At 65.3% G+C, this 12,448-nt stretch carries 8 protein-coding genes and 1 pseudogene; 6 read left to right on the top strand and 3 right to left on the bottom strand.

Going from position 1 to position 12,448, the window contains the following annotated elements; genetic code table 11:
* Positions 1-11: 11 nt before the first annotated feature.
* Positions 12-159 (top strand): annotated as a pseudogene (locus AAC645_RS02490) (GcrA family cell cycle regulator); the annotation flags it as partial.
* A gap of 272 nt (positions 160-431) precedes the next feature.
* Entirely contained in the window at positions 432-3,005 is a 2,574-nt protein-coding gene (locus AAC645_RS02485) for a P-loop NTPase fold protein (protein ID WP_340313689.1), read from the top strand.
* 21 nt (positions 3,006-3,026) lie between these two features.
* Here AAC645_RS02485 and AAC645_RS02480 read toward each other — a convergent pair whose 3' ends face one another.
* Positions 3,027-3,437, bottom strand: a complete 411-nt coding sequence (locus tag AAC645_RS02480) for a hypothetical protein (RefSeq protein ID WP_340313574.1) — start codon at positions 3,435-3,437, stop codon at positions 3,027-3,029.
* A gap of 121 nt (positions 3,438-3,558) precedes the next feature.
* Positions 3,559-8,703: an ATP-binding protein gene (locus AAC645_RS02475; protein ID WP_340313572.1), complete on the bottom strand. Its 5,145-nt coding sequence runs from the start codon at positions 8,701-8,703 to the stop codon at positions 3,559-3,561.
* A gap of 457 nt (positions 8,704-9,160) precedes the next feature.
* Here AAC645_RS02475 and AAC645_RS02470 point away from each other — a divergent pair, with 457 nt between their 5' ends.
* Positions 9,161-9,319, top strand: coding sequence for a hypothetical protein (locus AAC645_RS02470; protein ID WP_340313570.1), 159 nt, complete (start codon positions 9,161-9,163; stop codon positions 9,317-9,319).
* 3 nt (positions 9,320-9,322) lie between these two features.
* Here the strand turns inward: AAC645_RS02470 and AAC645_RS02465 are convergent, their stop codons facing one another.
* Positions 9,323-9,592, bottom strand: a complete 270-nt coding sequence (locus AAC645_RS02465; RefSeq protein WP_340313568.1) for a hypothetical protein — start codon at positions 9,590-9,592, stop codon at positions 9,323-9,325.
* A 168-nt stretch (positions 9,593-9,760) separates the two neighbouring features.
* Between AAC645_RS02465 and AAC645_RS02460 the strand changes: the two genes are divergently transcribed.
* From AAC645_RS02460 to AAC645_RS02450, 3 genes are read left to right on the top strand one after another with little or no spacing between them, the layout of a single operon-like run.
* Positions 9,761-10,282 carry a DUF3489 domain-containing protein gene (locus AAC645_RS02460; RefSeq protein WP_340313566.1) on the top strand — a complete coding sequence of 174 codons (522 nt, stop codon included), beginning with the start codon at positions 9,761-9,763 and terminating at the stop codon, positions 10,280-10,282.
* Between the two features lie 2 nt (positions 10,283-10,284).
* On the top strand, positions 10,285-10,734 hold the full coding sequence (locus AAC645_RS02455) for a DUF2924 domain-containing protein (RefSeq protein WP_340313564.1): 450 nt from the start codon (positions 10,285-10,287) through the stop codon (positions 10,732-10,734).
* Entirely contained in the window at positions 10,727-12,400 is a 1,674-nt protein-coding gene (locus tag AAC645_RS02450) for a recombinase family protein (RefSeq protein ID WP_340313562.1), read from the top strand. The genes AAC645_RS02455 and AAC645_RS02450 overlap by 8 nt, the downstream gene beginning before the upstream one ends.
* Positions 12,401-12,448 lie beyond the last annotated feature (48 nt).

The following is a 12,448-nucleotide window of genomic DNA, read 5'->3' as shown; positions in this document are numbered from 1 at the left end:
AGGGGGACAGGGTGGCTTGGACTGACGCGCGTATCGACGCATTGAAGAAATTGTGGGGGCGAGGCCTATCGGCCTCCCAGATTGCGGAGGAGTTAGGCGGCGTATCGCGCAATGCGGTGATTGGCAAAGCTCACCGCCTCGGTCTCGAAGCTCGCCCGGAAGATCCGGTCTACCCCATTGTCGGTGCTTCTGTTCCGGCTATCGATCTCGTGCAGTATCGGTGGGCAAACGGCCCTAAATATTTGCATCCAGACACGGCCCGTGTGGTTCATGCCGCATGCGCTATCGCTGCAGCTCGTACGGGCAGCTCGACCCCATTGGTGAACGCTCACCATCTCGTTGACGCCTTTGTCGCAGTGACGCGTTATCCTTCTTCAAAATCGCTCGGAAATAGGATCGGCCAGCATTCGGCCGACGCCGATATCTCGGTGATGACCGACGCCCTGGAGATCGTCGATCGGCTTGTCGTTCCCCCGCACGACACGGCGGTAGCTAAGAGCGTGCTACGGTGGGACATCGTCGAAATTATCCAGCGGGCGACGCACACGCGCCTCCGAACGGGAGACGCCGCCAAATCGCTCGATCTTCGCCATCTGTTGTGCGGAATGATGCTGACCACCGCTGGGCATCTAGGATTTAGCGATGCAGGGTTAATGGCCGCCGGATTTGATCGATTGCGGCGCCTGACCCTGGCGGTCATCGCCGACGCGTTGAACGGCGCAACCCCAGGCCATCCCGAATGGCATCAAGTCGAGGATGTCATCCGCAATCAGCGACCGCTGGGTATCCAGATCGAGGCACGTCCAGACTATGCGAGCGACCGCGTTTCTGCGGGTCGCGATGCCCTCGACGTCGGCGACGACGCCCGCGCGCTCGCAAATCTCATACTGCTCGAGGCCGCTGAACCGCCCCTTGCCATCGGGGTGTTCGGAGCGTGGGGATCGGGCAAGAGCACCCTGCTCGCCGAATTGCGCCAGGAAATTAGCCGCCAAACGACCGAAGAGCGCGACCGGATTGCAGCTGGCACCGAGCGCCGAGAAGGGGAGCTGGCACGCGTCGCCGGTGTCATCCAGGTCGACTTCAACGCTTGGACATTTGCTGACAGCGATAATCTTTGGGCCTCGATGACGGCCGAGTTGTTCGATCAGATTGCCGCCGGTGGCCATGATCAGAAGGCCGCGCGACACGGTGCCCATTTGGTCCAGGAGGTCGCCGCGCGGACGGGCCGGGAGACCCAAGCGCGCCTGACCGCCGAAGCGCAATTACGAGCCAGTACATCCAAGATAGCAGACGCAGAAGCGATCCTGAGTCAGAACGCCAAATCCCGGTCGACTGGAGCCATTGACGCCGCGGCACAGGCGCTCCTTGAACTGGTCGGTCATGCTGCGGATGACGCGAAGCCGAAGGACGATGAGGACAAGGGGAAGCCGGAGCCCGTCGCCCATGATGCGCTCGCGCCGTTCCGGCAAATCATCCTGAGCAACAACTGCGTTAAGCCTGATGCCAAGGTCCGCGCCTATATCGAAGCAGCGGGATCCATCACCCGTTTCGGTCTGCTGTTTCGAGACTATGCCAAGAGCCGCGCGAGCTTGTTCCGCTGGGGGCTGCTCGGCGCCAGCATGATCATCACCTTATTGATCATCGCATGGCTCCGAGGCTCGTGGTCGTTCACGGCGCCATCGATTCCGCGTTGGCTTGCAGGCGTGGGACCAGCTCTTCCGATGCTGCTCGCGGCCGGGAACCTCTTATGGCCAGCACTGAGGGTTTTGGCCGTGTTCAACAAAACCATCCGCGCGACCAAGGATCGCCTCGCCAGGGAAAAAGACGAGGCGGAGACGAAGCTCCAGCAGGGCCGCGCGGACAAGGCGGCCGCCGAGGTGGCTCTGCGCGAAAGTGACCGTTTTCTGTCGCGCTACAGCGACATCGAGGACATGGCGTCAGCGCCACCTGCACTGATGCTCGATTATCTGCTGAAGGAATCGATCGACATTGCCGCGATCAAGGGGAAGATGGGCTTCCTCGGAACCGTGCGCCGCTGCTTCGATCAACTCAATGCCGTCATCGACCATGCCCGCGCGGCCGACCCAAATAGCCCGGTCCAGCGGATCGTCATCTACCTCGACGATCTCGATCGCTGCAGCGAGCGCCAGGTGGTCCAGGTGCTGGAAGCCATTCATCTGCTTCTCGCCTTCCCCTGTTTCGTTGTTGTGGCGGCCGTCGACGCCCGCTGGCTCGAACATGCGTTGAGCGACCAGCACCGCGCCCTCGCGGCCGCGGGCCACGGCGTTACTCCCGCCGACTATCTCGAGAAAATCTTCCAGATTCCCTATTGGGTGCGCCCCATCGACGATGGCAGCGATACGGCGAGCCGCTATCGGCGGTATATGGCGTCGCTGCTCGGTGACGTCTCGCATCAGACACGCGAGACGGATGATGACGCTCTCGACGATATCGGCGGCAGTGGCCGGACGATGCGACGTGTCGCGCCGCTAAAGCCCGGAGAACGCGAACAGATTCTGGGTCGGCGCCTCACCCTAAGCCGCGAGGAGCGCGAACTCCTGCTTGCGCTCGGCCCGCTGGCGGCAAAATCACCGCGAGCGGTAAAGCGCATGGTCAATCTCTACCGCTTGATCCGAGTATCGATATCGGACTGGGACGCGGAGGAAGCCCGCGAAGGCCAGAACCTTAGCGTTGCCTCCTGTTCAGCCGTGCAGTTCATCCTCGCTTGCGACGTCGGCCTGCCCGTCGCAACGATGACAAATCTCGCTGAGGCCATCGCGTCGATCAATGAGGACGATTGGATCCTATTCGTTGGTTCGGTCGCAACGGCAGAACCCTCATCACCAAATGCCGTGACCGCAGCGCTGGCAGGCGGCCAGAACCTTGCGAGGTTCAATCGAGCTTTGTTCGCGATGATCGAAGTAACGGGACGAATGCCGGATCTATCCGACGTGCGGCTTGCGCTCGGTATAGTCAGCCAGTTTTCGTTCAGACTGAATGCCTGAAATTGGCGGGTGCGCGATCGCCTAAAGCGCAATTCCGTCATCGGGATCGAGCGCCGCCCGTCGCGCGGCGCGACTTAACGCGGCTCCGGTCATGTCATCCTCGCCCGCCTCGTCGTCGAGCAGCGGGATGTCGGCCGGGACGAGCGACGGCCGATCGGCGAGCTCGCCTAACTCCGGCGCGCGGTAAAGACCGCCCTCATCGACCGCCTCACCACCGCCAGAACCGGCGGCCGTCACAGCGATCGGCGCCAGCCCCGAACAGTCATCGGGCCTTGGGCGCGGCCGATCGGCAAAGCCACCCTGGGCCAATAGCAGCGGCGGCAAGACCCGCGCGGTGAAATTGCGATCGTCATAATAGCGCAGCTTCTTGGCCTCCACCCGCGGCGTCGACTGACGGGCATTGCCAGACGTGATCGCCCATGATCTGCCCATGGATCAAACCGGAATTTAGCGAAGCATTTCAGCAAGTTCTCGAATGTGAGACACATACCGCGTGCCGGCAAGGACGTTCAAGGTGCACCGCTATCGTTTCGTACACGAAACGTTGCGCCGGCTAGGCGCCATAGTCGTTCCCGGCGGGCAAGGTTGCCGCGCGCTGGATGCGACCCTCAAGCTCATGTGCCTCGGCAACCCCGAAGGCGATCAAGCGGCCAAGGACCGCATCGGCGCGGACCCGTAGCTCATGCCCGGGCGCGAGCAGCGCGGGATCCTCGACGGCGGCGGCATTGAGCCATTCCACCACTCGCCGTCCCAGGCCAAGCTCGGTCCAGATCGACGCGTCGCCCTGCAGCCGGTCGAGCCACGCCTCTGCCGCCGCGACCAGAAAGCCGGCGTGGCGCGCACGCGGCGCGACCATCAGCATGTTCAACGTGCACAGAGCGATGAACGGCGTCGGCCCCGACAGCATCATCGGCGCCAATGTGTCGAGCAGCGGATCGACACGGTCGAACACCGCCGGCACCAGATAGGTGCTGGTCTTGCCGAGGGGGGCATGATGGTTGAAGCACAGGCGCGCCACGATGCCGCCCGTGTCCCAATTGATCGACAGGTCGCCTGGGCGCAGGTTCGATCCCCAGCGGCTCAATTTCATCGCGCGATCGCGGTGGCGCGCGCGCAGCGCAACGGCGCGTTCGGATGGGCGGGTCGCATCGTTGAAGTACCAGATGTCGGCCGCGTGCAGCAGGATCTCCCCGACATCGCCGAACGAGCGGTCGGGCAAGGCAACCACGAGCTCAACCTGGCGGTCGAACGCCTCCGCCGATCCCTCGAGCATGACCCGCGCCGCCAGTGCGTAGAATTGCGCGTTCCATTCGCTGGGTTCGCGGTCGATCTCGGCTTCGGCGGGCAAACCATGGCCATTCATGACCGCGGTCCAATCACCATAGACGGCGACGAGCTCAGGCAACCAGTCGAGCGCGGGCGACGCCTCTGCCGCGATCTGCAGCCAATGGGCTAGCGCGCGGCTGTCGACATGCACCTCGTCTTCGACAGGGCGGCGCCGCGCGGGGCGGGACGGTTGATCGTCGACAGCGCGCGCGCCCTCCGCGTTGAGGGTGATCCGGTTCGAGCGACGGATGATGGGAATCTCGTCGGGAAAAGCGGGCCAGTCGGGCTCGGCCCCACCCTGAAGCCAGGCGATCTCGGCCGCGATCGCAGCCGCGTCATGCGTCGCTTTCTGTGCGGCGGCAGCGTCCTTGGCGTCTTCGGTCGTGTTCCGCGCCGGTCGGCGCCAGCGGTTCGTGGCGAACGCGACCCGCATCGCCGCCTTGATCAGCCGAGGCTCGGCATCTACCAGTTCGATGCGCGCCTGCTCGAACGCGCTTGCGCCGCACCGGTCCTCGCGCGCGCCCAGCGCGACCAGCGCATCGCGGTCGGTGGTCTTGCGGCGGCGCAGCCAGAGATGCGCCAGTGCGCAGGCCGCGAGGGCCTGGCGATTATAGGCAAACTGCTTGTCGCGGTACCGGTCGGCCTGTTGGGCCAGCGCGCCCGCCACGACATCGCGGACCCAGGCCTCCTTGGCGTCGAGCAGGGCGTCGTCGCCATCTCGGGCGATCAGCAGCGCGGTCGATACCCGGCGCGTTTCTTTCATGTCGTCGGCGAGTTCGCCGACATGGGGGTCGGTCCCGTTGTCCGCGAAGTCGGCCGCGTCGCAGGCAACCGCCGGTGAGCCCTTGGCGCGATCCCAGATCGCCAGCTGGATCTTCGCCGAGACATCGCTCGATCGCAGAAGATCAGCGCGGCTTGCCTGCAGCTTCTCGATATGGCGCGCTTCCTCGGGCGGCGAATGATAGCCGAGCCCGCCTTCGACCTCCTTCCAGTTCGCGATGTCGAGCATGTTGGCGGCATAGCGCCCCATGAAAGCCGCATCTGCGAAATCGTCATTATCGTCATAGGGCCTGAGCTTTCCGACGGCGTCGGCGAGGCGGGCGCGCACCGCGTCGCCCGCGGGGTCGGCCTTTAGATAATAGGGCAGCAGCTGCTCGAGGGGCATGGCGCGCGACTGGGTGGCGCGCAGATCCTTGATCCGGACCGGGCCATCGGGCTCGTCGCCGATACCGACATGGTCGCCCCCCATCTGGTCACGGGCTTGGCGCTGGCGATCGAGCGCCAGCAGTTCGGGACAGGCGACGAAGGGGACGAGCGCGGCGCGCGCGCGGGTGCCGTGGGACATGAGAAGGTCGATCGCGACCATCACATAGGCGGCGCAGCTGCCCTCAGGGCCCAGGATGTCGGCAAGGACATCTGCGATATTCTCGCCCTGTTCTAGACGCTTGTGGCCCCACGCTTCCAGCGCCAGAAGCCCCGAGGCGACCGAATATTCGCGCGCCTGTCCGCGGGTCCACAAATAGGTGTCCGTCCAGGGGAAGAAGCGCGGGCCGTCGTCGAATAGGAGCGTGATGCCCTTGGCGCCCGGGTCATTGCCCCCCGCATAGAACGCGACGGCATGGACGGTCAGTCGGCGGATCAGGCCCAGTCCGATGGCGGCATCGGCCTCGAGCAGGTCGAGGAAGGGCCGCTGCGCCGGCGATGCGGGGAGATAGTCGGTGTCGGCGTGCGACAGGACGCGGTCGCGACCGGCATGGTGTCGCGAGGTTCGTTCCGCTGGTTCGATCAGGCTGGCTTCGACCAGATCGGCGAGTTCGCGAGGAGCGACGGGGGCAATGACGCCGCTCATCCGGCGCACCGCCTTGACCTTGTAATGGTCGCGTTCGGGGGTAAGCGCGGTCAGATAGGCCTTGGTGCCGTCAGGATCGGCGGCCGCGTTGAGCAGTGCAGTCGAACGCAGATCCTCGACCATACGTAGGTAGGCCGAGCCTTCGAGCGGCGCGCCCTCGGGGTCGGCCTTCAGGCTGCGCGGGACATTGTGGATGTCGGCCTGGCGGAGCAGTCGGAACAGCATCGCCGCTGTCGGTCCAGCAAGGCCCGGCGCGACTAGGTTCATCGGCGTCTGGATTTCGACCAGCCTCAGCACCGGCGGGATAATCTGGGTCCACAATTCAGCTTCGTGCCGCACCGCCCAGCTGAGCAAACGCCGCGCGGACGGCGTGACCGACAAGCGTATCGAGGGCGGGAATTGGGCGATGACGTCCGCGCCGGGCAGATCGATCCCGGCAAACAGCTCGGCGGCCGCTCGTGTCTCGGCGACAGATGTCGCGTTGACGAGTTCGATCATCAGCCGCCCGCCCTGGTGCAGGAGCCGCGCGCTGTGGCGTTCGAGCAGTTCGACCGCGCGTTCGGACCGCAGCAGGCCCAGCAAGGCGTGTCGGCGCCACGAACCATGGGCGGCGGGGCCGGAGATGCGGCTGAGCAACATATCCCAGGCTTGCGTGCCCTCCGACCGCTCGAGCGCAAGGCGGGCGGCAAACTCGACGCCGCGAGCGAGCGCGAGCGGCGCCGCGCGCGAAAGATCGAGGCGGGCGAGCAGCGTCGGATCGTCGTGGAGCCGCAGACCCACTGCCCAGTGGCGCAACACGTCATGGTAGACGGTCAAGCGGTCCAATCTCGGCTCGCGCAACGACAGGCGACCCAGCAGATGGGCTCTCGCCGGGCTGTCGGTGGTGAGGGTGATTCCATCCTCGCCCGCGATGGCGGCATCCGCGACGGCGATCAGGATGCGCCGCGCCGCCGCGTGTTGGTCGGCCGGCGCGCCATCGCCCGTCGTCCACCAGCTTTCGGCCAGATCGGCCTCGGTGCGGATCGTGCCACTGTCGGTGGTCTGCAACAGCCGTGAGAGGCGGTACAGGTTGCGAGCGATGGTCGCGGCGGGATGTCCTGGTGCCAGCAAGGCGCCAAGGCTCGGCGCGCGGTCGCACAGCACGGCGACTTCGGCGTCATCGAGCTCTTTGATCTCCACCGGGCGCGCACCGCCGAGGCGGGTGATGGCATCGGCGGCAATCCAGCTGTCGGCGTCATGGTCGGCGTCCGATCGCGCGGTGGCGACAACGCTGAAGCCCTCGATCGTAGCGACCTCGCGCAGCAGATCATTGACGGTGCGCCGCCGTCCAGGATCGGTGACCATGTCGATATTGTCGATGAACAGGGTCGCCCCTCCCGCCAGAGCGAGATCGGCCAGAAACGCGCGCGCGGTGCCATCGACCCCGAGCGCCTGCGCCAGGGCGATCCATCCGCCGCCAGGGGTTCCGATCGGGTCGAGCACGATGATCGGTGATTCGCGCTGCAGCCGCTGGGCGAGCTGGGCGAGCAACGCCGATTTGCCGACGCCGGGGCCTCCCCGTATCTCGACATAGCGGCCCGTATCGAGCACCGCGTCAATGGCGGCGATCGCGCCGTGGCGCGGAAGATGAAACCCGTCGATGTCGGTCCCGATCGCGGCCAGCGCGTGCCGCGCCATGTCGGCGAGCCGGGCGCGCGCATCGGCGAAGCTCCGGTTCCCTGCCAGCCTGAAGCCACGATTGGTCAGCGTCTCGCATAATGCGGCCCGGTCGATCGCGCCCCCGGTCTTCGCGGTGGCAAGCGCGATCTCGATCAGCGTGCTCCACAGCGCGTCGGCGCGGCCCCCATCCCCCGGCGCCAGGATGATCTGCGCCATGAACAGCGCCTGGCCGCGTGCCTGCGGCGCGCTGGATTCAAAGTCGAACTCGATGATCTGGAACCGGCGCAGCAGCTGCCAGATCGTCGCATCATCGTCGGCGACGCCATGCGCGACGAGATGCGCGCGGAAGGTTGTGACGAAGCTCCGCATCTCGGGATTGGCGACGCCGGGCGCCGCGAGCCGTGCGAAGAAGCTGGTCGCGTCCTCGTCGCATCGCGCCCATTCGAGCACGTCCTGGTAAGACCCCGAGATCTGGCGGCTGGTGCGCTGGGTCGCGGCGGCGAGCAGATGATCGTCGGCCGCGATACCGTCGATGGTTCCGACCTTGGCGATCTGCGCACAGATGCTTTCGAAGATGCTGTCCTTCGGCGCGAAGGTGGCGTCGCGTTTCGACTGAATCTCCAGCACTGCAGGGCCGGACGGGCGAACGCCGTGGATGACGATATCGTCGAGCGCGAAGTCCTTGTCGGCGCCCTGGAAGCGCACCCGATGGATCGCCGCATGGCGCATACCGCGGGGCTCGGCCCCGGCGAGCATCGTCATCAGATAGAGCGCGCCCAGCTCGCCCTCGATATAGGCGCCGGCGCCGCCGCGCGCCGCCGGGCTCGACCCTTTGGCTGGCTTGTCGTAGCCGTTGGTCACCATTGATTCCCTCACGTCGCTCATAGGCCGCGACAATACTGACGGAGCAGACCTCTTCACAACGGTTCCTGGCGATTTTGCCTTCGATATCTGAAAGGCCATCTCAGAGGCACGCGCCATCGTGCAAGAGTGGCGAACAGCCCATAGCGGCCGTGCGGCGCGGCCTCATAGAGGGCAGCTTTCGGGAATTCAGGCCCATGCGCTTAATGGCCGAAATTAGGGCGCGTTGTCGCCCGGCAGCTATCGACCAATTATTGCTGTTCCGCGCCGCATGAACGAATGGCGGCTTACAGGGCCGACCAAGGCGACGCGGAATGACCGGGTTTAGGGCGCAATGCCGGCGCCGGTTGACGCGGGTGAACGGATGTCCGCTTCATCCTTTCCACAGCCATACCTGCCTGTCCGGATCGTCCGACATAGCAGTCATTGATCTCAAGCCGGTCTCGGGCCAAAGCGGGCAATGATACCGGACGATTTCACAGCAAAGATAACAAAGGTCGTGCAGGGCGCGCCCGAGTGGCTGCGCCAGGATCTGATGTCGAAGGATCCGGTGCTGCGAACTCGTGCCGAAGAGACATTGTCCGCGATGATCGCGGCAGCGCTGAGCCCGGCAAAATAGGAGTCAGGCCTCAGCGGTAGCGCCGCGAAGGACCGCCGCTGTTGCTTCCGCCAGAAGACCGACGTCTCTGGCGGTCGTTTCGATCCGTTCCGCCCGGATGATTTGCTCGCGATCTTCCTTGCCGTTGCCCTGACCATCGGCAGCCTCCCCGGCTGCGTCTTCCAGCTTGCTGGTCATCAGCGCGAACAGTCGGGAAACAAGCTCGGCGCGTTCGTCTCGGTCCATGGCCACCTCCGAGGCGGCACCTGCGGCAAGTGCCCGCCCGCAGTCCATATGGAGCTTTTCGAGAGCACTATTCGCTGGACTGCTGCGCGAAACCGAGCACTGGTACGTGCGTGATCAGCGCCGAGATGAACCGGCGCAGGCCCCGACCGGGTGACCGGCGGGGCTCTGGGTGGTGGGGCCGGCAACAGGGTCGGCCCCTGATGAGGAACCACCCGGATGACCAAGTTGAACGACATGCAGCTCGTGCTGCTCACCAGCGCCGGCCGGCGCGAGGACGGCAGCCTGCTGCCCGCACCCGAGAGCCTCGGCGATCAGCCTGCCCGCATCCGCAAGGCGATCGAGGCCCTAATCAAGAAGGAGCTTGTCGCCGAGCAGGAGGGCATGACCAGCGCTCAGCTTTGGCGGACCGATGGCGACCTCACCATCGGCGTCGTTGTCACCGACGCCGGGCGCGCGATTATCGACCCGCCCGCCTCGGTTGGCACCGGAGGCGGTCCGGAGGCAACGCCTGCTGCAGATACCGTAGCTGCATCTACGCGGCCCGCCACCAAGCAGGCATTGCTGATCGACCTGCTCAAGCGCACCGAAGGCGCCACGCTCGCCGATATCGTCGATGCCACTGGCTGGCTGCCGCACACGTCACGGGCGGCCCTGACCGGCCTGCGCAAGAAGGGTCACGCGATCGCGAAGGAGAAGGTGGACGGCGCGACCCGCTATCAAATCAAGGCGGCCGCCTGAGCATGGCGAAGCTCGACGAGCAACTGGCTGCGCTGACGACAATGTCGCCGGCGCAGCTGCGCGACGAGTGGACCTCGGTCTTCGAAGAGCAAGTGCCAGACCTGCCCATCTCGATGGTCCGGCGGGTACTGGCTCACAAGCTGCAGGAGACGGCGCTGGGAGGGCTGCCGCTCCATGCCCAGCGCATGCTGGACATCGTCGCCGGGGATGTGACGCCCCTCCCCGCCCCTCCGATCCAGATCAAGCCAGGATCGCGGCTGCTGCGCGAATGGGACGGCAAGCTACACACCGTGATGGTCGAGGAGGACGGCTTCCGCTTCGACGGGCGGCGCTTCACCTCGCTATCGCACGTCGCGCGCGAGATCACCGGAGCGCACTGGTCAGGACCCCGCTTCTTCGGACTGAAACAGCGATCCGCTCCGCCATCGCAGGGAGTGGCACACCATGGCTAAGCGCGGACCCCGCACGCTCGCCACCACGGGCCCCGCCGGCGTTCCCCTGGTTCGCTGCGCCATCTATACGCGCAAGTCGACCGACGAAGGGCTCGACCAGGCGTTCAACAGCCTCGACGCCCAGCGCGAGGCCTGCGCTGCCTATATAGCAAGCCAACGCCATGAGGGCTGGCAGCTCGATCCCACCATCTACGATGATGGCGGCTATTCCGGCGGGACTATCGAGCGGCCCGCATTCAAGCGCTTGCTGGCCGACGTGGAGAGCGGTCGCATCCAGGTGATCGTCATCTACAAGGTCGATCGCCTGACGCGTGCCCTGTCCGACTTTGCGCGCATCGTCGAGATCCTTGATCGCAATGGGGCAAGCTTTGTTTCGATCACCCAGGCGTTCAACACCACCACCAGCATGGGGCGGCTGACGCTCAATGTCCTCCTCTCTTTCGCGCAGTTCGAGCGCGAGGTGACCGGCGAGCGGATCCGCGACAAGATCGCCGCCTCCAAGAAGAAGGGCATGTGGATGGGAGGCCCCATTCCCATGGGCTATGATCTCCGCGACCGGAAACTACTGATCAATGAGACTGAGGCCGAGATCATCCGGTACATCTTCACGCGCCATGTCGAGCTGCGTTCAACGCGAGAACTGGCGCTGGACCTGAAAGCCAGGGGTACCCGGTCGAAGTTGCGAACGATGCAGGATGGCAGGGTCGTCGGGGGGCAGCCCTATACGGTGGGTGGCCTCTCCTATCTGCTCCGTAACGTCCTCTACATCGGCCAGATCCGGCATGGCGATCAGGTCTATGGGGGTGAGCACGAAGCTATCGTCCCGCCCGAGCTTTGGGAAGCCAACCAGCGGCTGTTCTGCAAGCTCACCAACCTGCCTCGACCGCGCAAGAGCGAGCCGAGCCCGCTCGGCGGCTTCCTCGAGGATGCACTCGGGCGCCCGATGGGACCGGCGCATGCCAACAAGGGGAGCCGGCGCTACCGCTATTATGTCTCGCGGGAGAACCCCGAACATTCAGAAGCTGCATGGCGACTTCCGGCGCAGGAACTGGAAGCGATCGTGCAGCGGGGGCTGGCGGGGTTCCTCAACGACGGGCTACGCATCTCGGCTGAGCTGGGCGATGCGTTGAAGGCCAGTGAGGGACTGAAGATCGAAGGCGACAAGCTCGCGGCGCGGGCCGCGGACGGAATGCTGGTTGGCGATCTGCTGGATGAGCTCAACGCGCGCATCGTTGTTCGACAGGATCTTGTGTCCATCCGGATCCGCAGCGCGAAGCTTCTCCGGCAGCTGTCCTATGGTGATGCCGAGATCGATCAATCCTGCACCATCACCATCGGCATCGCCGTGCAGATGCGCAGGCGGGGACATGAGATGAAGCTCATCTACGCTGCACCCGATGCGCGACCTGCTGCCCGCGACGACCGTTTGATCCAGCTCCTTGGCCAGGGGCGTCGCGCCTATCAGCAGCTCATGTCCAGCGAAGCCACTGGGGCATCGCGGTCGCACAGCTTGAGACTGGCTCGCCTCCACTTCCTGGCACCGGATATCGTGACCGCCATCCTTGATGGCCGCCAACCCGTCGAGCTCAACACGCGCACGCTGCTGCGCGTCAGTGACCTGCCCATCGAATGGACCGAGCAGCGGCGGGTGCTCGGCTTCAGCTGAAGGCACCTATTGTACAAGCAAGGCGCGCCGCTGGCGCGCCTTGCTTGT

This window comes from Rhizorhabdus argentea (assembly GCF_037861105.1).
In the GTDB taxonomy this organism is placed as follows: Bacteria; Pseudomonadota; Alphaproteobacteria; order Sphingomonadales; family Sphingomonadaceae; genus Rhizorhabdus; species Rhizorhabdus argentea.
Note: the sequence above shows the minus strand (reverse complement) of the source record. Positions and strands in the feature narration are given on the sequence as shown.

Coding starts and splice junctions, on each gene's coding strand:
- AAC645_RS02485 (WP_340313689.1), top strand. CDS start 432: ATGACCGACGCCCTGGAGATCGTCGATCGGCTTGTCGTTCCCCCGCAC.
- AAC645_RS02480 (WP_340313574.1), bottom strand. CDS start 3,437: ATGGGCAGATCATGGGCGATCACGTCTGGCAATGCCCGTCAGTCGACG.
- AAC645_RS02475 (WP_340313572.1), bottom strand. CDS start 8,703: ATGGTGACCAACGGCTACGACAAGCCAGCCAAAGGGTCGAGCCCGGCG.
- AAC645_RS02470 (WP_340313570.1), top strand. CDS start 9,161: ATGATACCGGACGATTTCACAGCAAAGATAACAAAGGTCGTGCAGGGC.
- AAC645_RS02465 (WP_340313568.1), bottom strand. CDS start 9,592: ATGGACTGCGGGCGGGCACTTGCCGCAGGTGCCGCCTCGGAGGTGGCC.
- AAC645_RS02460 (WP_340313566.1), top strand. CDS start 9,761: ATGACCAAGTTGAACGACATGCAGCTCGTGCTGCTCACCAGCGCCGGC.
- AAC645_RS02455 (WP_340313564.1), top strand. CDS start 10,285: ATGGCGAAGCTCGACGAGCAACTGGCTGCGCTGACGACAATGTCGCCG.
- AAC645_RS02450 (WP_340313562.1), top strand. CDS start 10,727: ATGGCTAAGCGCGGACCCCGCACGCTCGCCACCACGGGCCCCGCCGGC.